Origin of the sequence: Phaeobacter sp., from assembly GCF_022825805.1 — a bacterium.
Lineage (GTDB): Bacteria > Pseudomonadota > Alphaproteobacteria > Rhodobacterales > Rhodobacteraceae > Phaeobacter.
This window is the reverse complement of sequence record NZ_JAJDWC010000107.1, coordinates 11,884-36,061: the sequence shown is the minus strand read 5'-3', so window position 1 is coordinate 36,061 and position 24,178 is coordinate 11,884. Positions and strand designations below refer to the sequence as shown.

Annotated in this window: 24 protein-coding genes; 10 read left to right on the top strand and 14 right to left on the bottom strand. The window is 58.4% G+C overall.

The genetic code is table 11. The annotated features are described in order from the left end of the window. Window positions 1-53: 53 nt before the first annotated feature. The 6 genes from Q0C28_RS12260 to Q0C28_RS12235 form a co-directional block, all read right to left on the bottom strand. A complete protein-coding gene (locus tag Q0C28_RS12260; protein ID WP_293576179.1) occupies window positions 54-1,208 on the bottom strand; it encodes an alpha-D-ribose 1-methylphosphonate 5-triphosphate diphosphatase in 1,155 nt (384 codons plus the stop codon). Continuing rightward, window positions 1,205-2,044, bottom strand: a complete 840-nt coding sequence (locus tag Q0C28_RS12255) for an alpha/beta fold hydrolase (protein ID WP_293576177.1) — start codon at window positions 2,042-2,044, stop codon at window positions 1,205-1,207. Before Q0C28_RS12255 ends, Q0C28_RS12260 begins: the two co-directional genes overlap by 4 nt. A 66-nt stretch (window positions 2,045-2,110) precedes the next feature. Continuing rightward, complete coding sequence (locus tag Q0C28_RS12250; protein WP_293576175.1) at window positions 2,111-2,992, bottom strand: DMT family transporter; 882 nt, start codon at window positions 2,990-2,992, stop codon at window positions 2,111-2,113. Window positions 2,993-3,324: 332 nt separating this feature from the next. After that, complete coding sequence (gene groL / locus Q0C28_RS12245) at window positions 3,325-4,977, bottom strand: chaperonin GroEL (protein ID WP_293576173.1); 1,653 nt, start codon at window positions 4,975-4,977, stop codon at window positions 3,325-3,327. 57 nt (window positions 4,978-5,034) lie between these two features. After that, on the bottom strand, window positions 5,035-5,322 hold the full coding sequence (locus Q0C28_RS12240) for a co-chaperone GroES (RefSeq protein ID WP_293576171.1): 288 nt from the start codon (window positions 5,320-5,322) through the stop codon (window positions 5,035-5,037). A gap of 198 nt (window positions 5,323-5,520) precedes the next feature. After that, window positions 5,521-6,210 carry a DUF2161 domain-containing phosphodiesterase gene (locus Q0C28_RS12235; RefSeq protein WP_293576169.1) on the bottom strand — a complete coding sequence of 230 codons (690 nt, stop codon included), beginning with the start codon at window positions 6,208-6,210 and terminating at the stop codon, window positions 5,521-5,523. Between the two features lie 212 nt (window positions 6,211-6,422). Between Q0C28_RS12235 and Q0C28_RS12230 the strand changes: the two genes are divergently transcribed. The 6 genes from Q0C28_RS12230 (at window position 6,423) to Q0C28_RS12205 (ending at window position 11,565) form a co-directional block, all read left to right on the top strand. Next, entirely contained in the window at window positions 6,423-7,343 is a 921-nt protein-coding gene (locus Q0C28_RS12230) for a manganese-dependent inorganic pyrophosphatase (RefSeq protein WP_293576167.1), read from the top strand. 287 nt (window positions 7,344-7,630) lie between these two features. Beyond that, window positions 7,631-8,506, top strand: coding sequence for a TIGR01459 family HAD-type hydrolase (locus tag Q0C28_RS12225; protein ID WP_293576165.1), 876 nt, complete (start codon window positions 7,631-7,633; stop codon window positions 8,504-8,506). A gap of 121 nt (window positions 8,507-8,627) precedes the next feature. Further along, on the top strand, window positions 8,628-9,071 hold the full coding sequence (locus tag Q0C28_RS12220) for a MaoC family dehydratase (protein WP_293576163.1): 444 nt from the start codon (window positions 8,628-8,630) through the stop codon (window positions 9,069-9,071). 60 nt (window positions 9,072-9,131) lie between these two features. Further along, window positions 9,132-10,064: a bifunctional riboflavin kinase/FAD synthetase gene (locus Q0C28_RS12215; protein ID WP_293576161.1), complete on the top strand. Its 933-nt coding sequence runs from the start codon at window positions 9,132-9,134 to the stop codon at window positions 10,062-10,064. After that, entirely contained in the window at window positions 10,061-10,531 is a 471-nt protein-coding gene (locus Q0C28_RS12210) for a YcgN family cysteine cluster protein (RefSeq protein WP_293576159.1), read from the top strand. Before Q0C28_RS12215 ends, Q0C28_RS12210 begins: the two co-directional genes overlap by 4 nt. Then, complete coding sequence (locus Q0C28_RS12205; protein WP_293576157.1) at window positions 10,531-11,565, top strand: low specificity L-threonine aldolase; 1,035 nt, start codon at window positions 10,531-10,533, stop codon at window positions 11,563-11,565. Before Q0C28_RS12210 ends, Q0C28_RS12205 begins: the two co-directional genes overlap by 1 nt. Before the next feature lie 41 nt (window positions 11,566-11,606). Here Q0C28_RS12205 and Q0C28_RS12200 read toward each other — a convergent pair whose 3' ends face one another. Continuing rightward, the gene (locus Q0C28_RS12200) at window positions 11,607-12,434 is read right to left on the bottom strand and encodes an alpha/beta hydrolase (protein WP_293576155.1); all 828 of its coding nucleotides are present in this window, start codon (window positions 12,432-12,434) and stop codon (window positions 11,607-11,609) included. 188 nt (window positions 12,435-12,622) lie between these two features. Here Q0C28_RS12200 and Q0C28_RS12195 point away from each other — a divergent pair, with 188 nt between their 5' ends. Together Q0C28_RS12195 and Q0C28_RS12190 are read left to right on the top strand one after the other, a co-directional pair. Continuing rightward, window positions 12,623-13,642 (top strand): ribose-phosphate pyrophosphokinase, encoded by a 1,020-nt coding sequence (locus Q0C28_RS12195; RefSeq protein ID WP_293576153.1) that lies wholly within the window; start codon window positions 12,623-12,625, stop codon window positions 13,640-13,642. A 187-nt stretch (window positions 13,643-13,829) separates the two neighbouring features. Further along, entirely contained in the window at window positions 13,830-14,210 is a 381-nt protein-coding gene (locus Q0C28_RS12190) for a GFA family protein (protein WP_293576152.1), read from the top strand. Here the strand turns inward: Q0C28_RS12190 and Q0C28_RS12185 are convergent. The 7 genes from Q0C28_RS12185 to Q0C28_RS12155 all read right to left on the bottom strand — a co-directional run bounded on the left by Q0C28_RS12185 (window position 14,207) and on the right by Q0C28_RS12155 (window position 20,836). Further along, entirely contained in the window at window positions 14,207-14,557 is a 351-nt protein-coding gene (locus tag Q0C28_RS12185; RefSeq protein ID WP_293576151.1) for an H-type lectin domain-containing protein, read from the bottom strand. The genes Q0C28_RS12190 and Q0C28_RS12185 overlap by 4 nt on opposite strands. A 127-nt stretch (window positions 14,558-14,684) precedes the next feature. Then, window positions 14,685-15,098, bottom strand: coding sequence for a F0F1 ATP synthase subunit epsilon (locus Q0C28_RS12180; protein WP_293576150.1), 414 nt, complete (start codon window positions 15,096-15,098; stop codon window positions 14,685-14,687). An 11-nt stretch (window positions 15,099-15,109) separates the two neighbouring features. Then, window positions 15,110-16,534 carry a F0F1 ATP synthase subunit beta gene (gene atpD / locus Q0C28_RS12175; protein ID WP_293576148.1) on the bottom strand — a complete coding sequence of 475 codons (1,425 nt, stop codon included), beginning with the start codon at window positions 16,532-16,534 and terminating at the stop codon, window positions 15,110-15,112. Window positions 16,535-16,554: 20 nt separating this feature from the next. After that, window positions 16,555-17,436: a F0F1 ATP synthase subunit gamma gene (locus Q0C28_RS12170; protein WP_293576146.1), complete on the bottom strand. Its 882-nt coding sequence runs from the start codon at window positions 17,434-17,436 to the stop codon at window positions 16,555-16,557. Window positions 17,437-17,450: 14 nt separating this feature from the next. Next, window positions 17,451-18,989 (bottom strand): F0F1 ATP synthase subunit alpha, encoded by a 1,539-nt coding sequence (gene atpA, locus Q0C28_RS12165; protein ID WP_293576144.1) that lies wholly within the window; start codon window positions 18,987-18,989, stop codon window positions 17,451-17,453. Continuing rightward, window positions 18,990-19,550 (bottom strand): F0F1 ATP synthase subunit delta, encoded by a 561-nt coding sequence (locus tag Q0C28_RS12160; RefSeq protein WP_293576142.1) that lies wholly within the window; start codon window positions 19,548-19,550, stop codon window positions 18,990-18,992. A gap of 539 nt (window positions 19,551-20,089) precedes the next feature. Next, complete coding sequence (locus Q0C28_RS12155; protein WP_293576140.1) at window positions 20,090-20,836, bottom strand: methyltransferase domain-containing protein; 747 nt, start codon at window positions 20,834-20,836, stop codon at window positions 20,090-20,092. A 65-nt stretch (window positions 20,837-20,901) separates the two neighbouring features. Here Q0C28_RS12155 and gloB point away from each other — a divergent pair, with 65 nt between their 5' ends. Both gloB and clpA read left to right on the top strand, forming a co-directional pair. Then, entirely contained in the window at window positions 20,902-21,675 is a 774-nt protein-coding gene (gene gloB / locus Q0C28_RS12150) for a hydroxyacylglutathione hydrolase (RefSeq protein WP_293576138.1), read from the top strand. 181 nt (window positions 21,676-21,856) lie between these two features. After that, entirely contained in the window at window positions 21,857-24,178 is a 2,322-nt protein-coding gene (gene clpA, locus Q0C28_RS12145) for an ATP-dependent Clp protease ATP-binding subunit ClpA (protein ID WP_293576136.1), read from the top strand.

The following is a 24,178-nucleotide window of genomic DNA, read 5'->3' as shown; positions in this document are numbered from 1 at the left end:
GAGGATCGCTCTCGCAGCGACCAATGGCACCTTGCGTTCGGCCAAGGCAGCGATCAGGACATAAACCGCGTGGCAATCTCGCCGGACATATAGCTCACACGCCCGCCAACGATGGTGGCTGCGATTTGACCGCTGGCATCCAAAATCACCAGATCCGCCCGTTTGCCAACCTCAAGCCGCCCGCGGTCTTGAAGGCCAAGTATCCGGGCAGGCCCTTCTGAGATCAACGCCCACGCCTGCTCAATCGGCAAGAGCCCCGTGGCCGCCAGCATCAGGGCAGCCCGCCGCGGGCTTGGGTAGTGGTAGTCCGACGCCAGCGCATCACAAAGCCCCATTGCGATCAGATCAATGGCCGAGGCATTGCCCTTATGGGAGCCTCCGCGCACCACATTCGGAGAGCCGAGAATGATGGCATCCCCACCATCGCGGGCCGCAGACGCGGCCTCCAGTGTTTCGGGAAACTCCGAAATCGATACTCCGCGGTTGCGCCATGTCGCGCGATCTGCCGCCCCCTGATCGTCATGACTGCCGAGGCACACACCATTGGCCCGCAGCTCCGCCGTAAGCTGGTCCAAGGCCGGTGCGACCTGTGATTTCTGCGCATGGAGGTCCTTCAGCATTTGCCAATGCACCTCCGGATTGCGACCGGCCTTCAGCGCCTGACCGGTCAACCGTGGTGGCTTTTTCCCCGCTGCCAATCGGTCATGCGGGAGATGATCGTTGAACACGACATAGGGAATGTCCCAATGCGCGATCTGCGCGGGCAACGTGGCATAGGCGTCCAGCAGGTGAATTTCGAACCGCAACTGCGGGATCAGCTCCGTCACGACCTTTGGCCGCGCGGATTGAATGCCCTCGAACACCTGCCCAGCAAACTCGGGCCCACGCAGCCCACCCTCCCAGGAATAGAACTGCGCCAGAACAGCGGTAGTGATGCCGTTTGCCGCCAGCTCTGCAGCGGCGGCAATGATGCCTTCGCCCATCTGTTTCATGGCACCGCGGCGCGGAGCGAGATGGCGTTCGAACCCATCACCGTGCGGATCCACAATGCCCGGCATCACACGAAACCCGTGCAGATCGACACAGCGCGCCGCACGGTCCGGTTGGATGAGACCGTCTGCGAAACTGATCTCTCCGCCATGCTCCAGCCCGTCTGGGCGCAGGATATCCCCACCCGTCAGCGTCAGCGCCAGACTGCTCGTGTTCATTCCGTATCGCTCCTGTCCTGATCCTCTGAACATGGCCGTCTGTCACAAGCTTCGCTCTCTTGTCCAGCCACTGAATCAAACCAGGTCATGTTCGGATCAAAGCGGCCGTGTTCAAGAAAATGAATCGTTTGCGCAATGACCTGCGGGTTGTTCATCATGAAGGTATGGGTCACGGGCAGCACGAGATGATCCGCCATGCCTGCGACCTTTGTGCTGGTGACGGACACCTTACCATCATCTGGCCCGGGGATAATGTTCGAGAACACAGGGTTCAGCGACACATCGCCTGCGATGACCCCAACGGGGAAATCGACATCGGGCAAACGCTTGGGAACGCTCTGCTCGCCTGTTCCCAACTGCAAACCTGCAGGACCGTTGATCAGACCAAACACCTCCCAATCGCCCAACGCGTCGACCAGTTCGCTGCCCTGATTGGGCGGTGCCAGCATTACTGTGCGACCCAATCGATCGGGTTTTGCGCTCTGCAGCCAGTGGCGCAGCAAAATCGCGCCCATGGAATGGGTCACCACATGGATCGCCTCGCCCAGCTCCAGCTCTGCCTCGCAGCGCGCAAATGCGGCGGGCAAAGTGCTGTCTGCCAACGCGGCGACCGCCTTTTCCGTTGAGGGATAGCCCGGCGTTACAACGGACCAGCCCTGCGCCTCGAGCACGGTTTCCATAACCGCAAGGGAGTATTCGCTGCGCGCCAAACCATGCAGTAAAACAGCACAATCCGCCGCCGCAGATACGGGCAGCACTGTCGCCGCGAGCCCAATAACGCCGGTCAGCGCGCGTCGAAGGGCCAGGAACGAATTTGCAGGAACGGGTTTTGTCATGCCCCCTGACATAGGTCGCCGGTTGATGGATCAAAAGGGGAAATGATGGCACCCGCGCGCCAGCTCTCAGCGTTTCACCATTGCCTCAGGTGAGACAGGCTTTGGCTTCGGTGGAGCAAGCCGTATGACGACAGCGATCCCGCCTAGCACAGCAACAGACCCAAGCGCCAGGCGCAGACCGATATCTTCCCCAAGCAACAGCGCTCCGGCCAGAATTGCCAGGACTGGCACCGACAGCTGCACGGTTGCCGCAACAGCGGCGGAAAGCGCAGGTAACACTGCATACCACAGCGCATAGCCCAGCCCAGATGTCACAGCCCCCGACAGCAGGGCGAGCAACACGCCCTCGACAGAAACAACCACGTCTGTCGCCAGCACAAAGGATAACGGCAGCATGATCACGGTCGCCGCAGCAAAATTGATCGCTGTTGTCGCCAAAGGCGCCGTGGCACTGCGCCCAAGAAGGCTGTAGGCAGCCCAGCCGATCCCTGCCAATGTCATCAATACAGTCGCTGTAAACGGAGCCACGACCGCATCGCTGGTGGGCCAGACCACAATAGCGAGCCCCATAAGAGCCAATACCGCGCCAGCAATCTGGCCAGCAGAGACCACAGCCCCGCGCATTGCCCCCCAGCCGAACATGGCCACCTGAACAACACCAAACAGGATCAATGCGCCCAACCCAGCGTCGAGATCCTGATACGCCATCGAAAACCCGACAATATAAAGGGTCAGTGCACCGCCCCCCCATAGGGTCTGCACAGGTGCCCAGGGCAGCGCCACGTTTTGCAAACGACACAGCAGCAACAGAACCCCTGCCCCAGACAACAGCCGCAGCAAACCGAAGAGGTTGGCCTCCATATAGCTGCCACCGATGGCCAATCGGCCCAGCACAGAGTTCGCGGCAAAAGCCACCATGGTGAGAGAGACAAGAGAGATCAAACGCATATGGCGCAGCTACCGCCTGTGCCCCCGTCACGCCAGAGAAAAATACGCGGGGCAGCGCGTATGCCAATGAACATGTCGTGGTCATCCACGCCCGACAGTCTGCCTGGACGCAGAATTTACAGGCACGCCAAATTCCCGGCCCAAGGACGCCCAGCCCCACAAAACCAAAGGACCACAAATTGACAAGTACCAAAGTTGACAGGACCTGAAACAGAAAAAGGGCCGCCCGAAAGCAGCCCCAAATCTTGCAGTCATTAGCGGTGGGCACCTAGCGAGTTGACCTTCTGGCCAACCAGCTGTCGCCGCATCACAAATCCCGTTGGGATCCGTGATTACATCATGCCGCCCATGCCGCCCATGCCGCCCATGTCGGGCATGCCGCCGCCTGCTGCGCCACCGTCTTTGGACGGTTTGTCAGCAACCATGGCTTCGGTGGTGATCAGCAGGCCTGCAACCGATGCCGCGTCTTCCAGAGCGGTGCGGGTCACTTTGGCCGGATCGATCACGCCGAAGGAGAACATGTCGCCATATTCTTCGGTCTGAGCGTTGAAGCCGAAGGAAGATTCGCTGCTTTCGCGGATCTTGCCTGCAACCACGGCACCGTCGACGCCTGCGTTTTCTGCGATCTGACGCAGAGGCGCTTCGATTGCCTTGCGGACAATTGCGATACCGGCGTTTTGGTCGGCGTTTGCTGCTTCCAGACCGTCCAGCGCTTTGCCAGCCTGAACCAGAGCAACACCACCACCAACGATGACGCCTTCCTGTACCGCAGCACGGGTTGCGTTCAGTGCATCGTCAACGCGGTCTTTGCGCTCTTTCACTTCCACTTCGGTCATGCCACCGACGCGGATCACAGCAACACCGCCTGCCAGTTTGGCAACGCGCTCTTGCAGCTTTTCACGGTCGTAATCGGAAGAGGTCTCTTCGATTTGGGCACGGATCTGACCCACGCGGGCTTCGATCTCTGCTTTCTCACCGGCACCGTCCACGATGGTGGTTTCGTCTTTGGTGATTTCGACCTTCTTGGCGGTGCCCAGCATGTCCATGGTGACATTTTCGAGCTTCATGCCCAGATCTTCGGAGATGACCTGACCACCGGTCAGGATCGCGATGTCCTGCAGCATGGCTTTACGGCGGTCACCGAAGCCAGGTGCTTTCACAGCAGCGATTTTCAGGCCACCGCGCAGCTTGTTCACCACGAGGGTTGCCAGCGCTTCACCTTCGACATCTTCTGCGATGATCAGCAGCGGCTTCTGCGACTGGATCACTTGCTCCAGCAGCGGCACCATTGCCTGCAGCGAAGACAGTTTCTTCTCGTGCAGCAGGATCATGCAGTCATCGAGGTCCGCGACCATTTTGTCTGCGTTGGTGACGAAGTAAGGGGACAGGTAGCCACGGTCGAACTGCATGCCTTCGACAACAGTTGTCTCGGTTTCCAGGCCTTTGTTCTCTTCGACGGTGATCACACCTTCGTTGCCGACTTTCTGCATCGCGTCAGCAATCTGGTTGCCGATTTCTGCTTCGCCGTTGGCGGAGATGGTGCCGACCTGTGCAACTTCAGCAGAGTCTTTGACTTCGCGTGCCATGTCTTTCAGGCTCTCAACCACTTTGGCGGTTGCGGTGTCGATGCCGCGCTTGAGGTCCATCGGGTTCAGGCCGGCTGCAACCTGCTTCAGGCCTTCTTTGACGATTGCCTGAGCCAGAACGGTTGCAGTGGTGGTGCCGTCGCCGGCTTCGTCGTTGGTGCGGGAAGCAACTTCCTTCACCATCTGGGCGCCCATGTTCTCGAACTTGTCTTCCAGCTCGATTTCCTTCGCCACGGACACACCGTCTTTGGTGATGCGCGGAGCGCCGAAGGATTTGTCCAGAACCACGTTGCGGCCTTTGGGGCCCAGGGTCACTTTCACAGCATCAGCCAGAATGTTGACGCCGTTCAGCATACGGTTACGGGCATCGGTGTCGAATTTGACGTCCTTAGCAGCCATTATTCACTCTCCTTGAGAATATGTGTTTTGCGAACTTGAATGAATCGGAGCGTCAGCTCAGACGATCACACCCATGATGTCGCTTTCTTTCATCATCAGCAGCTCTTCGCCGTCGACGTTGACTTCGGTGCCGGACCACTTGCCGAACAGGATGCGGTCACCCTCGTTCACGGCCATTGCGATCAGCTCACCGCTGTCCTTGCGAGCGCCTTCGCCGGTTGCAACGACAACGCCTTCGCTCGGCTTTTCTTTGGCGGAATCAGGAATGATCAGGCCACCGGCGGTTTTTTCTTCGCTTTCGGTGCGACGCACCAGCACGCGGTCGTGAAGCGGTTTCAATGCCATCTTTGTAGCTCCTTAAAGGCTCAAAGGTTGTTTTCTCCCCCCAGGCTCGAGGCCCGGAGTATTAGCACTCCCCTCTAATGAGTGCTAACAGCGAAATAGCTAGGCAGCCAATCTGAGCGTGTCAACAGGAGCGGATCATTTTTTTTAGACGTTTGCGCGGGTTTTTTCCGCCGCTCACAGAATGCAGCCAAGCTGCAGTCAGAGTTCACCTGCTTCTCCAACGGGCTCGAAACTATAGGCCCAGTGCACAAGCCCCTGCTGTCCCGCCTCCGTCAGCTGATAAATGCCGGTTTTGACCCGTTCGAACCAACCATAGTGGTTGTCCGCCATCAACCGCGTTGCCGTAGGCACCTGTGCGGCCTTTGCCACCTCAGCACCTTTGCTGGGCCCGTGCACCGCAAGATAGCTTGCACAGCGCAGGGCGTCCTGACGATAGGCTGTGACCAGCCCATGTCGTGTGGCACCGCCCGCGTTGGGATCACCCTGCAGCCTGTCAAATTCACGCAGCAGCCGGGCCTGTTTCTGGCGCGACTTACGCGGGGCATAAGGTCCCGGATCGCAAGGCACCTCTGTGCGCCCATCAGGCAGGACAGTGATCAGACCCAGGCCCAAACGCCGACACAGCGCCAGATTGTCCTTCATCATCCGCCGGGCCTGACGGCCACTGGGCTTTGGCACGGCGATGTATACCAAATCCGTGACTGCCAGCCGTGTGATCGCCTGATGAAACAAGGATAAGGAAAACCGCAGCTTCATTTCGACAATCACCGGAGGTTCCGTGCCACGCACGGCCACGACATCGGCGGCGCCCACCTCGCCTTTGACGGTGTAACCTTGGCGTTCCAACAGAGCCTTCACAGGCGGGTAAAGCTGATCTTCGCGGTCCATGGCCACATGGTATCTGCGTCCCGGGGCAAGGGAAACCCGTTCGCGCAGCTACCATGCGCGACCGATATACCAACCGTATGGCACCAGTGCCCCCGATCCCATCGGCCCTACCCCACCGATCATATCCACAAGGAACAAAGGGCCGGGGTGACAAGCCAACAGCCCGCCCCTATAAGACCGCCAAATTCCGGCTTCTGCATAGGACACATGTTATGACCACCTTCGTCTTCGGCCATAAATCCCCCGACACCGACTCCACCGGCTCTGCTATTGTCTGGTCCTGGTATCTCAACCAGATCAAAGGCACTGACGCGGCCCCCAAACTGTTGGGTGAGCCCAACACAGAAGCGGCGTTCATGCTGCAGCACTGGGGCCTCGACAAGCCAGAGATCATCGCGGACGTCGCCGATGATCAGCCTGTTGTGATTGTGGACACAAACAACCCAGCTGAGCTGCCTGCCAATATCAACGGCGCGGACATCCGGGAAATCATCGACCACCACAAACTGGTGGGTGGCCTGGAGACCAAAGGTCCGATCAACATTCGCATCGAACCCGTAGCCTGCACCGCGACCATCATGTGGAAAATGATCGGCGCAGACCTGGCGCAAGCCCCACGCGAGATCAAAGGCGCGATGCTGACCTGCATTCTCAGCGATACTCTGGAATTCCGCTCGCCAACCACCACACAGGAAGACAAGGCCATTGCCTACAGCCTGGCCGAGGATCTGGGCGTTGAGATTTCTGACTACGCAGCTGACATGTTTGCCGCCAAATCTGATGTCTCGGCCTTCTCGGATGCTGAACTGCTGCGGATGGATTCCAAAGAATACGAAGTCGACGGCACAAAATTCCGCGTCTCCGTCCTGGAGACCACTGCGCCTGGCGTCGTTTTGGATCGCAAAGCGTCCTTGATGGAAACAATGACCACAGTCGCAACAGAAGATGGCGTCGATCAGGTGTTGCTGTTTGTGGTCGATATCCTGAACGAAGAAGCGACGCTGCTTGTTCCGAATGACCTGGTTAAGACCGTCGCCGCCAAGAGCTTCGATGCAACCGCCGAAGGCGACACTGTTGTTCTGCCGGGCGTGATGTCCCGCAAGAAACAGATCATTCCAAACCTGAAGGTCTGATCACAGCCGCTGGGGCTGCGATCATAAAGGCCTGACTGTTCAAAAGGCGCCACATCTGGCGCCTTTTTTCTGTCTCGAACCCGCTCACACGGCACTTTGGGCATAGCCTTAGCTGCAAACCTGTGGCGGATAGACACCGGATCCATCCGCCCTAGCTGCAGACAAACAGTGACGGCGCACACTAACCGCTCTGCTCGACCACCTGCCCGCCACTGGCCAAAGATCTCCCTGCGTGGCATAGCACCCATAGAAATCTTCCCTGAACCATCCCGGCGAAAGGCTTACATATGTCTCAGATCATTTCCTCTCTCGCAGACGTGTCCCACCAGTATAAGGCGCTGTTTGTGGACCTCTGGGGCTGTGTGCACAACGGGATCACCGCCTATCCAGAGGCCGTCGCCGCGCTGCAAAACTATCGCGCCGGGGGGGGCATTGTCGTTCTGGTGACAAACTCGCCCAAACCACGCGCTGGCGTTGCGGCGCAGCTGGGGCAATTCGGTGTCCCCGATGACGCCTATGACACGATTGCAACCTCCGGCGATTCCGCGCGAGCGGCCATGCTCAGCGGTGCAGTGGGCGAGAAAGTCTATTTCATGGGCGAATGGGAACGGGACTCGGGTTTCTTCGACCCAATGAAAGTGATCGAAAACCCGGTTGAGATCACCCGTGTGCCCCTGCAGGAAGCAGAGGGGATCGTCTGCTGCGGTCCGTTTGACACGCTGGCCGACCCGGAGGTCAATCGCGCTGACTTTCTCTTTGCCAAACAAAAAGGCATGAAATTGCTCTGCGCCAACCCGGACATCATCGTTGACCGTGGCGAGGTGCGGGAATGGTGTGCCGGTGCCCTGGCACAGCTTTACACCGAAATGGGTGGAGAAAGCCTGTATTTCGGGAAACCTCACCCACCGATCTATGATCTTGCCCGCCGCCGCTTGGCAGATATGGATGCAGATATCGCAGATCGGGACATTCTTGCGATTGGCGACGGGCCACAAACCGACATTGCGGGCGCCATGGGCGAAGGTCTGGACTCACTCTTCATCACAGGTGGACTGGCCGCAAAAGAAACAAAAACCGACAAACAGCCCGACCCCGCTGCGCTAGAGCTTTACCTTCAAAAGGAAAAATCTGCGCCAACCTATTTTATCGGGAAATTGCGCTGAAATAGAAAACACTTGATTTTCTGCAGTTGCGAAGTAATAAAATTACCCGAAGATAGCATAATGGGTGGTTTTGTTGCCTCGCAACTGTCGCCTCCCGCGCACCAGACAACGGGAGACCCAAATGTTGGATAATTTTCCACGCGGCACCATCTGCATCGAAGATATCGAAATGGGCATGGTGCGATACCTGCGCAAAGAGATCACCGATCAGGACATCCAGATGTTTGCTCAGGTCTCGACCGACCACAATCCGGTGCACCTGGACGAGGCATATGCCCAGGATACGATGTTTCAGGGGCGCATCGCGCACGGGATGCTGACCGCCGGGCTGATATCAGCCGTGATTGGCGAACAGTTGCCCGGTCATGGCACCATCTACATGAGCCAGTCGCTCAAATTCCTCGCACCGGTGCGCCCGGGTGATCTGGTTTTGGCTGAGGTCGAGGTCACTGGAATTGAAATCGACAAACGACGGGTCAAGCTGGATTGCCGCTGCATGGTGGATGGCAAAAAGGTTCTGCTCGGCGAAGCCATGGTCATGGCGCCTTCACGGAAGTTCGACTAAGCCAGCCTCTGCTGCGCCTTGCCTCTTGCAAGAGGCAGGCGGCACGGCTAGGCAAAGCGCATGCGCATTATCCGTGATTTTCAATTCATCGACCCGCAGGATCGCGGAGCCTCCGTCGCCATCGGCAATTTCGATGGTGTTCACAGAGGCCACCAATCCGTCATCGACATCGCCCGGGCTGCCTCCCCTGATGCACCATTGGGTGTGATGACGTTCGAACCACATCCACGCGAGTATTTTGCACCAGACGCGCCCGCATTTCGGTTGATGTCGGCTGAGGCGCGCGCCTCTCGACTGGAAAAGCTTGGCGTTGAGAAGCTGTATCAGTTGAATTTCAATGCAGCGCTTTCGAGCCTTTCGCCCGAAGACTTTGCGAGAAAAGTCATCGCCGAGGGCCTTGGCCTGCGCCATGTTGTGGTTGGCGCCGACTTCTGTTTTGGCAAAGGCCGCAAAGGCACCGCCGAAGATTTGCAGCGCTTCGGTGCCGACATGGGATTTGGTGTCACCATCGCACCCTTGATGGAATACTCAGAAGATACCGTATCTTCCACCGCCATTCGCCGCGCCCTCAGCGACGGGCGGCCGCGCGATGCGGCAAATATGCTGGGCCATTGGCACCGGATCGAGGGCGAGGTCATCGGCGGCGAACAGCGTGGCCGGGAGCTGGGTTATCCGACCGCCAACATGTCCATCGACGGGCTCCATCAGCCTGCTTTTGGCGTTTACGCCGTACTGGTCGATGTGCTGGACGGACCATTTGTAGGTACCTACCATGGTGCTGCCTCGATTGGTGTGCGGCCCATGTTTGACGGCAGCCACCCAAATATCGAGACCTTTTTGTTCGATTTCACCGGCAATCTCTATGGATCGACGCTATCGGTTGGTTTGGTCGAATATTTGCGCCCTGAAATGACATTCGACGGGCTCGAAGGCCTGCTGCAGCAAATGCAGAAAGACTGCGCAGACGCGCGTGATATCCTGGCCGCGCTATGAGCGACGGGATCAACCGCGACGGGCTTTCAAAAAAGTTCTGGGAAAAAAAGCCCCTTCACGCGCTCAACCAGCAGGAATGGGAAGCGCTCTGTGATGGCTGCGGCAAGTGTTGCCTCAACAAACTGGAAGACGAAGACAGCGGCGAGGTCGCTCTGACCCGTGTTGCCTGTCGGCTGTTGGATGATGCCTCCTGCCGCTGCGTTCACTATGAAATTCGCCATCAGTTCGTGCCGGAATGCATCGTGTTGAAACCCGACAATCTGGACAGCCACGCCTATTGGATGCCGCAAACCTGCGCCTACCGATTACTGTGGGAGAACAAACCGCTCCCCCAGTGGCACCCGCTGATCACCGGCGATCCAGACAGCGTACACAAAGCAGGGGTTTCCGTTCAAGGCTGGACAGTGTCAGAATTTGAGACGCCGGAAGAGGAATGGGAAGACCATATTATTGAGGAGCCGATTTAATGTATTTTGCATCTGACAATTCAGGCCCTGCCAATCCAGAGGTCCTCGCAGCGATCGCAGCCGCAAATGAAGGCTTCGCAATGGGCTATGGCGCCGACAAGGAAATGGCCGCCGTCACCAACCGTCTGCGCCAGATATTTGAGGCCCCTCAGGCGGCTGTTTATCTTGTGGCCACCGGCACCGCTGCCAACGTGTTGGCGTTGTCCACCCTGTCGCAGCCCTGGCAGACGATCTTCTGCACCGGTCCTGCACACGTCAATATGGATGAATGCAACGCCCCGGAATTCTACACCAGCGGTGCCAAGCTGACGCTGGTCACCCCAGAGGACAAGATTACACCGCAGAGCCTGCGCGCCGCCATTGAGGGCGAAGAGACCAGAGGCGTCCACGGCCCGCAGCGCGGCCCCGTGTCCATCACTCAGGTCACCGAGTTTGGCACCGTCTATTCGCTGGAAGAGCTGCGCGCATTGTGTGACACGGCCAAATCCTTTGGGCTGCCCATCCATCTGGATGGCGCACGCTTCACCAATGCGATGGTCTCATTGGGCTGCACCGCAGCTGAAATGACGTGGAAAGCCGGAGTGGATGCTGTGTCTTTTGGCGGCACCAAGAACGGCTGTATGGGGGTCGAAGCGGTCATATTTTTTGATCCTGCTGCCGCGCAGGAGTTCGAGTATCGTCGCAAACGTGGCGCGCATCTGTTTTCCAAACACCGTTACCTGTCAGCGCAGATGTTGGCCTATCTCACCGATGATTTGTGGATCCAGAATGCCAAAGCCGCCAATGCCAAAGCCGCGCGCCTTGCGGCCGGGCTGGAAGCCGCGGGTGCCACGCTCACACATCCGGTGCAGGCCAATATGATCTTTGCCTCCATGCCCCGCGCCACACATAAAAAACTGTTTGATGCAGGCGCGGTCTACCACCTTTGGGATGGTGAGCTTGATGGGGATCCAGAGGCACATGTGACCGCGCGGTTTGTTTGCGACTGGTCGATTGGTGACGATCAGATCGACACCTTCCTGGCGCACCTCTGAGCCACCGCGTATCTGCGTTCGGGCACTGGACGGGTTGATGATCAGGTCCAGAACTGTCGCAAATGGTCTGCAACATCAGCAGCGTGGGTGATCGGGGCCATGTGCCCCGCACCGGCGATGCGCACATGCCGCCCGTCCGGCAGGCGCTGCATCAACGCCCTGGTGACAACCTGCATGATCGGCTGCGACTCGCTGCCGTCCACCACCAGAACCGGGACAGACAGCGTCTCCAACTGCCCCTCGGCCACCAACCCGGCCTCATCCTCGTAAACCTGTTTGTCGCAATCCATCACCGCCGGAAAACTGCGCATCATGGCTGCACGGCTCTGCTCCGGCAAATCCGGCCATTTAGGATGCCCTGCCCCCCAAGCCCTGTTGAACAGACGGGTGGCGTGCTCCAACTGCCCTTGGGCATAGGCATCACGGATCTCGAGATGCTCCTCGCGCATTTGAACCAGTGACTTAGGCTCGATCTGGCCGGCGGCGGCAAAGAGCACCGGTTCGATCAAGGTCAAACTGCGGACCAGCTCGGGACGGCGTTGCGCCACAGCCAGGGCGACGGTTGCACCGAATGAATGCCCAACCAGATCCAGCGAGGCGGCTTCGCTTGCGTCGAGGTCTGCCAGTAACGCCAGCGCCAGATCGGCGTTGCGCAGCTGAAACACGCCCGCACCATCCCAGTCTGGGCTACGCCCATGGCTCAGCATGTCGAAAGCGTGGAGCGTCGCCTCTTCTGCCATCACTGAACCAAGCCCCCGCCAGGCCCCCGAATGCGCCAGCGAGCAATGGATCGCCAAGACCGGCCGTGGCCCGGCACCGAAACTGCGGGAAAATGCACTCTGTGGTGGTATGCTCGGATGGTCGTTCACGGAAAAGAACCCTATTGCCTCCACTGGATCGCGTTCCAGATGCAAGCACTTGTAATTTGTCCATTTGTGAACGCAAGCGAGGGTCCATTCAATCGGATTAATTCTAGGCGCGACGTGGCGTGCGTGTTAAGCGGTGCGCACCATCACGAATCTGTCACACTGCCATTGCTGCCTGGGGATTACAGCCAATGCCGACCTTGAACGAACCCAAGCTGATCGCTGGGAACGCAAACCTTCCGCTCGCCCAATCTATTACCCGCCGCATGTCCATGCACCGCGGTGTTGATCAAGGTCTGGTCGATGCCCGTGTCGAACGCTTCAATGACGGCGAGATTTTCGTCGAAGTCTATGAAAACGTCCGCGGCGAAGACATGTTCATCATTCAGCCGACCTCAAACCCGGCGAATGACAATCTGATGGAACTGCTGATCATCGCTGACGCCCTGCGCCGTTCCTCGGCGCAGCGTATCACCGCAGTCATCCCCTATTTCGGCTATGCCCGCCAGGATCGCCGCACCAAGGCACGGACCCCGATTTCCGCCAAACTGGTCGCCAACATGCTGACCGGCGCCGGGATTGAACGGGTTCTGACGATGGATCTGCACGCCGCACAGATTCAAGGCTTCTTCGATATTCCCGTCGACAACCTCTACGCCTCTCCGATCTTTGCGCTGGATGTGAAAAACCAGTTCAAAGACAACATCGGCGACATCATGGTGGTATCGCCTGACGTGGGCGGCGTGGCCCGTGCGCGTGAACTGGCCAAACGTATCAACGCTCCGCTGTCGATCGTGGACAAGCGCCGCGAAAAGCCGGGTGAAATCGCTGAAATGACCGTGATTGGCGATGTGAAAGACAAAATCTGTCTGATCGTTGACGACATGTGCGACACCGCCGGAACCCTGTGCAAAGCGGCTCAGGTGCTGTTGGACAACGGCGCGCGTGAAGTCCATGCCTATATTACGCACGGCGTCATGAGCGGCCCGGCTGTTGAGCGCGTCACCAATTCCGTGATGAAATCGCTGGTGCTGACAGACACCATTCAGCCGACCGAAGCGGTGCTGGGCGCGCCAAACATTCGCATCCTGCCGACTGCGCCACTGTTCACGCAGGCAATCCTGAACATCTGGCACGGCACCTCCGTGTCCTCGCTGTTCGAAGACAAGACCCTGCTGCCGATCTACGAGTCGCTCACACACGGCGGTTGATCCGGCCTGCGGCGGAAGCCGCCTGGCAAACGAACTGCTTTGAAACCCTCGCACGATTGCCGGGGTTTTTCTTTGCAATATAGCCGACCTGATCTGCCCCTGCTCTGACCGATGGTGGACGCAGCGCATCCCCCTCCCCTAGGATCTAGGGTCTAGGCTCTAAGCTACAGATGGAGAGGAGACCCAAATGGCCCATCAGTACGACGCAGGCTGCTTGTGTGGCGCCATTCATGTGCAGGTGGAAGGATCACCGCTTAGAGTGGGCCTGTGCCATTGCAAAGACTGCAGGCGTCATCACGGAGCCCTGTTTTATGCCGCCGCGATCTTTCCCTCATCCTCCGTGCGCGTAACGGGTGTCACGGCGCACTACGAAGGGCGTCATTTCTGCCCCACATGCGGTTCATCAGTCTTTGCCACAACAGAAGATGAGATCGAGATACACTTGGGCTGTATGAACAGCACAGAGGATTTAAGACCGAGCTATGAGCTGTGGTGCCAAAATCGCGAGCGTTGGTTACCGCCGTTCCCCGGCACCACCTGCCACCAGCGGAACAGAGACGAAGCCTAGGTCACGTCCCAATCATCCGCATAAGAGAGGTTGCCAATGGACATCCAAGCCGCGCGAATACGTGCGACGCGGGTGTCGTTCCAACTGCGGAACACCACCTCGAAGCCCTCTTCTGTGATGTGCTCTGCGACCAGCTCGGCGCGATAAGCGGTGCCAGCAGCCATGTCGACCAATGAGCAAGACAGATGGACCACAGGTGGCTGATTGAAGGGTTCTGAAAATTGGACCCGTTGGCGCCGCTCACGCGGCCCCGCACCTGCCCACATTGTGCCCCCATCTTCGAATTCGGAAAAAATCTCGATATCGCCCTGATCCACGCCGATCCGGGGACTTTCTATTCGTTGCATTCAACTTTGCAGCACACCCGCTGCATCCCTCAAAATTAACAAAGACCTCTTGGTTCAACCGCAAGATGCCAAAAAACAAAACCGGCCCGCAAGGGGCCGGTTTCAAAAGTCGTAAAGGTTGCCCGGTTCAGAGGCTCATATGGGTGCCGAGGGCTTCCATATCGGCGAGCAACTTTGCCGCATCTTCCACCAAACCGTGGGGTTGATCGGTTTCCTGCACGGTCTTGTAAGTCGCGCGCGCTTCTTCGATCAGCTCATCCAGATGGGCTCGGGTCATCTGGTCCATCGGAATTGCTTTTTCAGCAAGGACAGACAGACCGTCAGCGCCGATTTCAGCAAACCCACCAGTTACCAGATACTCGGATGCGCCTTCGGGGCTTTCGACCCGCAGGACACCAGGACGCAGCGTGGTAATGGTCGGCGCATGATTGGCCATAGCCGTCATGTCGCCTTCCGCGCCGGGGATCATGACCGCGGTCACCGGGAGCGACGCCAAGCGGCGCTCCGGGCTTACGAGGTCGAATTGCATCGTATCAGCCATCAGGGCCCTCCTTAGGCCGCTTCAGCAGCCATTTTCTCGGCTTTAGCGATCACCTCGTCGATGCCGCCTACCATGTAGAAGGCGCCTTCGGGCAGGTGGTCGTATTCGCCAGCCACAACGGCTTTGAACGACGCGATTGTGTCTTCCAGCGGAACCTGCTTGCCGTCTGCGCCGGTGAAGACCTTCGCAACGTCGAACGGCTGAGACAGGAAGCGCTGGATCTTACGAGCGCGGCTCACGGTCAGCTTGTCCTCTTCGGACAGTTCGTCCATGCCGAGAATCGCGATGATGTCTTGCAGCGACTTGTAGCGCTGAAGGATCTGCTGAACGTCGGATGCAACCGCATAGTGCTCTTCACCCACGATGGACGGGTCCATCAGGCGCGATGTAGAATCGAGCGGGTCCACCGCAGGGTAGATGCCCAGCTCGGAGATCGCACGGTTCAAAACGGTGGTTGCGTCGAGGTGCGCAAAGGTGGTCGCTGGTGCCGGGTCGGTAAGGTCGTCCGCGGGAACATAAACCGCCTGGATCGAGGTGATCGAACCATTTTTGGTGGAGGTAATGCGTTCCTGCATCGCACCCATGTCGGTGGCCAGTGTTGGCTGGTAGCCCACCGCCGAAGGAATACGGCCGAGCAAAGCGGACACCTCGGAACCCGCCTGAGTAAAGCGGAAGATGTTGTCCACGAAGAACAGAACGTCGGTACCGGACTGGTCACGGAACTGTTCCGCAAGGGTCAAACCGGTCAGAGCAACACGTGCACGCGCACCCGGAGGCTCGTTCATCTGGCCGTAGACCAGAGCCACCTGCGATTCTTCCAGGTTATCAGGCTTGATAACGTTGGATTCGATCATCTCGTGGTACAGGTCGTTCCCTTCACGGGTCCGCTCACCAACACCTGCGAACACGGAGAAGCCCGAGTGCACTTTTGCGATGTTGTTGATCAGTTCCATGATCAAAACGGTTTTACCAACACCCGCACCACCGAACAGGCCGATTTTACCGCCCTTCGCGTAGGGTGCCAGCAGGTCGATAACCTTGATGCCGGTAACCAGAACTTCGGACTCAGTCGACTGGTCGCTGAATTCCGGTGCTGGCTGGTGGATCGCGCGGGTTTCGCTAGCGTCAACCGGGCCCTGCTCGTCCACGGGCGCGCCCACGACGTTCAGGATGCGGCCCAGGGTCGCGTTACCAACGGGGATCGAGATCGGCGCGCCGGTGTCGGCAACGTCCTGACCGCGAACCAGACCTTCGGTCGCGTCCATCGCGATGGTACGGACGGTGTTTTCGCCCAGGTGTTGTGCAACTTCCAGAACCAGCTGCTTGCCGTTGTTGTCGGTGGTCAGCGCGTTCAGAATTGCGGGCAGGTGGTCGTCAAATTGAACGTCCACAACGGCGCCGATGATCTGGGTCACCTTGCCTTTTGCTTGTGCCATGTTTCGTCTCCGGTTGTCTCTTAGAGCGCCTCGGCGCCCGAAATAATTTCAATCAGCTCGTTGGTGATCACGGCCTGGCGCGAACGGTTGAATTCGATGGTCAGCTTGTCGATCATATCGCCCGCGTTGCGGGTTGCGTTGTCCATCGCGCTCATCCGCGCACCTTGCTCAGAAGCTCCGTTTTCCAACAGCGCTGCAAAGATCTGCGTTGCCACACCACGCGGCAGCAAGTCAGCCAGGATGGCCTCTTCGCCGGGCTCGTAGTCGTAGTCAGCAGTTCCCGCTGCAGCCCCATCTTCCGCGGCCTCAAAGGACGCTGGGATCACCTGCTGGGCGGTCGGAACCTGGGTCACAACGTTCACGAACTTCGCATAGAAGATCGTTGCAACGTCGAATTCCCCACCGTCGAAGCGCGCCAGCACGTCTTTGGCGATGTCTTGTGCGTTGACATAGCCCACGCGCTTGACTTCGCTCAGATCCACGTGGCCGACAAAATGATCGCCCAGATCACGCTTCAGCGCGTCCCGGCCCTTTTTGCCGACTGTCAGGATCTTGACGGTCTTGCCCGCCGCGACCAGCTCCTGGGCTTTCACCCGAGCCAGCTTGGCGATGTTGGAGTTGAAGCCCCCGCAGAGCCCGCGTTCGGCGGTCATCACGACCAGGAGGTGAACCTGGTCGTTACCGGTGCCGGCAAGCAGTTTGGGTGCAGAATCGCTACCACCGACAGAGGCGGCGAGCCCTGCCATCACGGCGTTGAAACGCTCGGCGTAGGGACGCGCATCTTCGGCAGCTTCCTGGGCGCGGCGAAGTTTCGCCGCGGCCACCATCTGCATGGCTTTGGTGATCTTGCGGGTCGATTTGACCGACTCGATCCTGATTTTAAGGTCCTTAAGACTCGGCATTGCCTCGTCCCCCCTTAAGCGAAGTCAGCGGCGAACGCGTCCAGAGCTGCTTTGATCTTGTCGGCGGCGTCGCCTTTGATCTTCGGATCTTCGTTGGTGATCCAATCCAGCAGGTCCTGGTGCTTGCCACGCAGGTGCGCCAGCAGGCCAGCCTCATAGCGGCCAACATCTTTGACGTCGACTTTGTCGAGGTAGCCGTTGGTGCCTGCAAAGATCACGCAGACGATTTCCGCGTTGGTCAGCGGTGCGTACTGTGGCTGTTTCATCAGCTCGGTCAGACGCGCACCACGGTTCAGCAGCTGCTGAGTTGCGGCATCAAGGTCGGAGCCGAACTGAGCAAAGGCAGCCATTTCGCGGTACTGAGCGAGTTCCAGTTTCACCGGACCAGCAACGGATTTCATTGCGTTGGTCTGAGCGGAGGAGCCCACACGCGAAACCGACAGACCGGTGTTCACAGCAGGACGGATGCCCTGGTAGAACAGTTCGGTTTCCAGGAAGATCTGACCGTCGGTGATCGAGATCACGTTGGTCGGAATAAACGCAGACACGTCGCCGCCCTGTGTTTCGATGACCGGCAGAGCGGTCAGAGAGCCCGCGCCGAACTCTTCGTTCAGTTTCGCGGAACGCTCCAGCAGACGGGAGTGCAGGTAGAAAACGTCACCAGGATAAGCTTCACGGCCCGGCGGACGGCGCAGCAGCAGGGACATCTGACGGTAAGCAACAGCCTGCTTGGACAGGTCATCATAGATGATCAGGGCGTGCTTGCCGCTGTCGCGGAAGTACTCTGCCATTGCAGTCGCGGCATAAGGTGCCAGGAACTGCAGCGGTGCAGGCTCGGATGCGGTAGCTGCAACCACGATGGAGTATTCCATCGCACCGGTTTCTTCCAGCTTCTTCACCAGCTGTGCAACGGTGGAGCGCTTCTGGCCCACAGCAACGTACACACAGTATAGTTTCTTGGAATCGTCGTCGCCAGCCGCGTCGTTGTAGACTTTCTGGTTCAGGATCGCGTCCAGAGCCACAGCAGTCTTACCGGTCTGACGGTCGCCAATGATCAGCTCACGCTGGCCACGGCCGATCGGGATCATCGCGTCAACGGACTTCAGGCCAGTTGCCATCGGCTCGTGAACCGATTTACGCGGGATGATGCCTGGCGCCTTGACGTCTGCCACTTTGCGCTCAGCAGTTTTGATCGGGCCTTTGCCGTCCAGCGGGTTGCCGAGGCCGTCCACAACGCGACCCAGCAGCTCGGGGCCAGCAGGCACGTCCACGATGGAGTTGGTCCGCTTAACAGTGTCGCCTTCTTTAATGTCCCGGTCGGAACCAAAGATAACCACACCAACGTTGTCGGCTTCGAGGTTCAGCGCCATACCCATGATGCCGCCGGGGAACTCGACCATTTCACCGGCCTGAACGTTGTCGAGGCCATAGACGCGGGCAATACCGTCACCGACGGACAGCACGCGGCCAATTTCTGCCACCTCGGCTTCTTGACCAAAATTCTTGATCTGGTCTTTCAGGATCGCAGAAATCTCTGCTGCTTGGATACCCATTTATCCGACCTCTTTCATTGCGTTCTGTAGGGAGTTGAGCTTGGAGCGGATCGAGTTGTCGATCATCTTCGAGCCCACTTTAACGACAAGACCGCCGATGATGCTGGCATCGACGGTTGCATTGATAACGACCTTTTTGCCCGTGCGCTCTGCCAGGGTCTTGGCCAGTTTCTCACTTTGAGTTTTCGTCAGAGGTTTTGCCGATGTGACGTCGGCAGTGATCTCGCCGCGGGTCTCCGCAAGGCGTGCGCGCAGCGCTTCGATCAAGGCCGGTACGGCAAACAGACGGCGTTTCTGCGCCATCAAAGACAGACCATTGCTTAAAACTGGCGCCAGGCCCATTTTGTCTGCAATCGCTGCCACAGCTGCGCCTTGCTCTTCACGGGACACCAGAGGCGAGACAATCAGATCGCGCAGTTCTGCGCTGTCAGCCAATGCGGCGGACAGATCATTGATCCCGGTTTCAAGGCCTTCAAGCGCCTTGCTCTCCTCTGCGATCTCAAAGATCGCTGTGGCATAGCGCGCGGCGATGCCTGCTGAAATCGAAGCTGGTTCGGACACGTCCACCCTTCCGATATTGGCCCCGGTTGGCGACCAAAAAGGTGGCGTCCGGGGGCGTGAGGTCTCCCCACAGACCAGTGGGGCGTCAAAATCAGCGTGGATGTAGCAGAGCGGCGTCAACCTATCAACAGGCTTGGCAGCACTTACAAAAAACGAACTATTGTTTAAATTCAGTGCGATAGGCCAGAACCTTGCAAGATGGACAAAATGTAGCGTCAAAAAAACCGACTTTGGAGGTTAATTTTGATCGCCAAATCCGGCCAAAACACCGTCTGAGCAGTCAGAAATCAGCGAAATTGTCGAAAATAATACCTGAACCCGCGGTTTTGAACCTCGGCTGGGAATCATGCTGCTGGCCTGCACCTTTGAACATCTCGGTCGATCCGCTCGGCAAGCCGCACCCTACTGTCACCACCTCTCAGGTCGCGATCCAATAGATGTGGACAGCAGGCTTCGGGTCATGCTCGGTCTCTCAGCGCCCAGCGCTGATGTCCGCCAAGGCGCCACGTTCCCCGAGAGATCGGTGGACAGATTTGGGCCTAAGCAGGCTCCGGCATTGGATTGGAGAGGCCCTCCAGGACACGGATCGGGCTGGGGGTTCGCAGCCGCATCATCTCGCCACGTCGCGGATGGACTTGCTTGCTAACCTCTACCAGAAACACCCCGCCCCCGATCATCGCAGGCAGCCGTTCACCCACCCGCTCCAGAAGACGCGCGGTGCGCAACCAAAACCGACGTTGGCTTGGCGGTTGATACAAGGCGCCAAAGTGACGCTCGATCGTGAAATGATGATGCCGCAGCTGGTTCTCCACCTGACTGAGCGTATAGGGGCGACCAAATCCGAACGGCGTCCCATCAGACCGAGCCCATAGTCCAGAGCGATTGGGCACGATGAACACCGCTTTGCCGCCCGGTCCCAACACGCGCCAACACTCCTCTAGCAGCTTGGAAGGATGGTCCGAGGTTTCCAACCCATGCAGCACCACAAGCCGATCAACGTGACCGGTTTCCAAAGGCCAGCGGGTTTCGTCAGACAGCACAGACACATTTGGCAGTCCGGCCGGCCATTGCATGACCCCCTGTGGCCCCGGCATCAGCGCAATCACCCGGCGCGCATCCGGCAGGTAAGGTCGCAGCAGCGGCGCTGCGAAGCCAAAACCAGCAACCGCCTGCCCCGCAGCTTCTGGCCAGATATCCAACAGACGCCCACGGATCGACGCCTGAACGGAACGGCCCAGTGTGCTGCGATAGTAGAAGTTCCTCAGATCCTGAACATCAAGATGCATTGCGGGCGTCCGTCACTTGGGCCAATCTGGGGCCAGTCGCCCCCACTTTACCTATTAGGACGCGAATGACCATGCCTCTTGAAATTGTGACTGTGCCATGTCTCTCGGACAACTATGCATTCCTGCTGCACAACCCAGATACCGCCGAAACAGCCGTGGTTGATGCGCCGGAGGCAGAGGCGCTGACATCTGCCTTGTCTGAGCGCGGCTGGGGGCTCGACCATATCCTCCTGACCCACCATCATTGGGATCATATCGGCGGTGTCGCCGCGCTGCGGGATCAATATGGCGCCCAGGTTATCGGAGCAGCCGCAGATGCCCATCGCCTGCCGCCGCTGGATATCGCGGTGTCGGAGGGGGATCAAATCACGCTGCTTGGCGCGGATATCGACATCCTTGATGTCTCTGGGCACACGGTCGGCCACATCGCCTTTCATATGCCGCAGGCAAAAGCACTGTTTACCGCCGACAGCCTTATGGCCCTGGGATGCGGGCGACTGTTCGAAGGAACGCCGGGCCAGATGTGGGGTTCCTTGCAAAAGATGGCAGCACTGCCTGCAGACACCATCGTCTATCCCGGTCATGAGTATACCGAGGCCAATGCGCGCTTTGCGATCACGATCGAACCGGGGAATGACATGCTGGTACGCCGCATTCACGACATCGAAGACGCCCGCGCTGCGAACAAGCCAACCGTGCCCAGCCGCCTTTCGGAGGAGCTGGCCACCAACCCGTTTCTGCGCCCCCATGTTGGCGAGGTGAAAAAATCGGCAGGCCTGCCGAATGGCACTGAGGCAGAGGTATTTGCCCAAATCCGTGCCATGAAAGATAATTTTTGAACCAAGGCCCCCGGCCTCACGGTACAGTGACAAGAAATATGACATATAAATGAAAGAAAGAACTTGAAGCTGGGCCGCTATCAACCAAACTCTAATACTATGAGGACATGGTTGGATTGTGGAAGGCAAGGCAATTCCACCGCAGCCGACACGCCAACCCAAGATCAAGAGGAGCACGCCCGTGCCTTCATTCTCGAGCACATTGGAACAGGCCATTCACGCCGCGCTTGCGCTGGCAAATGAACGGCGTCACGAATTTGCAACCCTGGAGCATTTGCTGCTGGCTTTGCTGGATGAACCAGAGGCCTCACGCGTTATGCGTGCCTGCAGCGTCGACCTGACAGAACTGCGCGCCACGCTGGTCGAATTCATCGACGAAGATCTGTCAAACTTGGTGACAGACGTCGACGGATCCGAAGCCGTCCCGACAGCCGCCTTCCAGCGGGTGATCCAGCGCGCCGCGATCCATGTCCAGAGTTCTGGCAGAACCGAAGTGACCGGCGCAAACGTCCTGGTCGCTATTTTTGCCGAACGGGAAAGCGATGCGGCCTACTTCCTGCAGGATCAGGACATGTCGCGCTATGACGCGGTGAATTTCATCGCCCATGGTGTGGCCAAGGACCCTGCGTTTGGGGAAACACGTCAGGTCTCTGGCGCACCCGAAATCGAAGAGGAAGCCCAGGCCACCACCGAAGGCGACAAAAAAGAAAGCGCACTGGCGAAATACTGCGTTGATCTGAACGCGAAATCGCGTGAGGGCGATATCGATCCCCTGATCGGACGCGGCCATGAGGTCGAGCGCTGCATTCAGGTTCTCTGCCGCCGCCGCAAGAATAACCCGCTGCTCGTCGGTGACCCCGGCGTTGGCAAGACCGCGATTGCAGAAGGTCTGGCACGCAAAATCGTCGCGGGCGAAACACCGGACGTGTTGGCCAACACCACGATCTACTCACTCGATATGGGCGCACTGCTCGCAGGCACCCGCTACCGCGGTGATTTCGAGGAACGTCTAAAGGCTGTCGTAACTGAACTCGAAGAGCACCCGGACGCTGTCCTATTTATCGACGAAATCCACACGGTGATCGGTGCAGGTGCGACCTCTGGTGGTGCCATGGATGCATCAAACCTGCTGAAACCTGCGTTGCAGGGCGGCAAACTGCGCACCATGGGGTCAACAACCTACAAGGAATTCCGCCAGCATTTTGAAAAGGACCGCGCGCTGTCGCGCCGGTTCCAGAAAATCGATGTGAGTGAACCTTCAGTGGAAGATTCCGTCCAAATCCTCAAAGGGCTTAAACCCTATTTCGAGGATCATCACGGGATCAAATTCACCTCTGATGCGATCAAATCCGCGGTCGAACTCTCGGCACGCTACATTAATGATCGCAAACTGCCGGATAAAGCCATCGATGTGATCGATGAGGCTGGTGCCGCGCAACACTTGGTCGCGGAAAGCAAGCGTCGTAAAACCATCGGCGTCAAAGAGATCGAGGCCGTGGTTGCCAAGATCGCACGCATCCCGCCAAAGAACGTGTCCAAAGACGACGCCGAAGTGCTGAAAGACCTGGAACGCTCCCTGAAACGGGTGGTGTTCGGACAGGACGCCGCAATCGAAGCGTTGTCCAGCGCGATCAAACTGGCACGTGCAGGTCTGCGCGAGCCAGAGAAACCAATTGGCAACTATCTTTTCGCTGGTCCAACCGGTGTGGGTAAAACCGAGGTTGCCAAGCAGCTAGCAGACACGCTGGGCGTGGAGCTTCTCCGCTTTGACATGTCCGAGTACATGGAAAAACACGCGGTGTCCCGCCTGATTGGCGCGCCTCCCGGCTATGTCGGCTTCGATCAGGGCGGCCTGCTGACCGATGGTGTGGATCAGCATCCGCATTGTGTTCTGCTGCTGGATGAGATCGAAAAAGCGCACCCGGACGTGTTCAACATCCTCTTGCAGGTGATGGACAATGGTCAGCTGACCGACCACAACGGTCGGACGGTGAATTTCCGGAATGTTGTCTTGATCATGACATCAAATGCCGGAGCGGCCGAACAAGCCAAATCCGCCATCGGCTTTGGCCGTGATCGTCGCGAAGGCGAAGACACCGCCGCCATTGAACGGACCTTCAGCCCGGAATTCCGCAACCGTCTGGACGCCGTGATCTCCTTTGGCGCGCTGCCAAAAGAGGTTATCCTGCAGGTGGTTGAGAAATTCGTCCTCCAGCTTGAAGCTCAGTTGATGGACCGCAATGTCTCGATCGAACTGACCCGCAAAGCGGCAGAGTGGCTTGCTGACAAAGGCTATGATGATCGCATGGGCGCACGGCCCCTTGGCCGCGTCATCCAAGAGCACATCAAGAAGCCGCTGGCCGAGGAACTGCTGTTTGGCAAATTGTCCAAAGGCGGCCTGGTCAAGGTCGGCATCAAGGACGGCAAACTGGATCTACGTATCGAAGGCCCGGCAAAGCCGCGCATTTCCGGGGACAAGCCGCCACTGCTGACGGCAGAGTGA

What these genes read in the sequence shown, in the direction of transcription:
- Q0C28_RS12260 (WP_293576179.1), bottom strand. Translation starts at nt 1,208, where the DNA reads ATGAACACGAGCAGTCTGGCGCTGACGCTGACGGGTGGGGATATCCTG.
- Q0C28_RS12255 (WP_293576177.1), bottom strand. Translation starts at nt 2,044, where the DNA reads ATGACAAAACCCGTTCCTGCAAATTCGTTCCTGGCCCTTCGACGCGCG.
- Q0C28_RS12250 (WP_293576175.1), bottom strand. Translation starts at nt 2,992, where the DNA reads ATGCGTTTGATCTCTCTTGTCTCTCTCACCATGGTGGCTTTTGCCGCG.
- groL (WP_293576173.1), bottom strand. Translation starts at nt 4,977, where the DNA reads ATGGCTGCTAAGGACGTCAAATTCGACACCGATGCCCGTAACCGTATG.
- Q0C28_RS12240 (WP_293576171.1), bottom strand. Translation starts at nt 5,322, where the DNA reads ATGGCATTGAAACCGCTTCACGACCGCGTGCTGGTGCGTCGCACCGAA.
- Q0C28_RS12235 (WP_293576169.1), bottom strand. Translation starts at nt 6,210, where the DNA reads ATGGACCGCGAAGATCAGCTTTACCCGCCTGTGAAGGCTCTGTTGGAA.
- Q0C28_RS12230 (WP_293576167.1), top strand. Translation starts at nt 6,423, where the DNA reads ATGACCACCTTCGTCTTCGGCCATAAATCCCCCGACACCGACTCCACC.
- Q0C28_RS12225 (WP_293576165.1), top strand. Translation starts at nt 7,631, where the DNA reads ATGTCTCAGATCATTTCCTCTCTCGCAGACGTGTCCCACCAGTATAAG.
- Q0C28_RS12220 (WP_293576163.1), top strand. Translation starts at nt 8,628, where the DNA reads ATGTTGGATAATTTTCCACGCGGCACCATCTGCATCGAAGATATCGAA.
- Q0C28_RS12215 (WP_293576161.1), top strand. Translation starts at nt 9,132, where the DNA reads ATGCGCATTATCCGTGATTTTCAATTCATCGACCCGCAGGATCGCGGA.
- Q0C28_RS12210 (WP_293576159.1), top strand. Translation starts at nt 10,061, where the DNA reads ATGAGCGACGGGATCAACCGCGACGGGCTTTCAAAAAAGTTCTGGGAA.
- Q0C28_RS12205 (WP_293576157.1), top strand. Translation starts at nt 10,531, where the DNA reads ATGTATTTTGCATCTGACAATTCAGGCCCTGCCAATCCAGAGGTCCTC.
- Q0C28_RS12195 (WP_293576153.1), top strand. Translation starts at nt 12,623, where the DNA reads ATGCCGACCTTGAACGAACCCAAGCTGATCGCTGGGAACGCAAACCTT.
- Q0C28_RS12190 (WP_293576152.1), top strand. Translation starts at nt 13,830, where the DNA reads ATGGCCCATCAGTACGACGCAGGCTGCTTGTGTGGCGCCATTCATGTG.
- Q0C28_RS12185 (WP_293576151.1), bottom strand. Translation starts at nt 14,557, where the DNA reads ATGCAACGAATAGAAAGTCCCCGGATCGGCGTGGATCAGGGCGATATC.
- Q0C28_RS12180 (WP_293576150.1), bottom strand. Translation starts at nt 15,098, where the DNA reads ATGGCTGATACGATGCAATTCGACCTCGTAAGCCCGGAGCGCCGCTTG.
- atpD (WP_293576148.1), bottom strand. Translation starts at nt 16,534, where the DNA reads ATGGCACAAGCAAAAGGCAAGGTGACCCAGATCATCGGCGCCGTTGTG.
- Q0C28_RS12170 (WP_293576146.1), bottom strand. Translation starts at nt 17,436, where the DNA reads ATGCCGAGTCTTAAGGACCTTAAAATCAGGATCGAGTCGGTCAAATCG.
- atpA (WP_293576144.1), bottom strand. Translation starts at nt 18,989, where the DNA reads ATGGGTATCCAAGCAGCAGAGATTTCTGCGATCCTGAAAGACCAGATC.
- Q0C28_RS12155 (WP_293576140.1), bottom strand. Translation starts at nt 20,836, where the DNA reads ATGCATCTTGATGTTCAGGATCTGAGGAACTTCTACTATCGCAGCACA.
- gloB (WP_293576138.1), top strand. Translation starts at nt 20,902, where the DNA reads ATGACCATGCCTCTTGAAATTGTGACTGTGCCATGTCTCTCGGACAAC.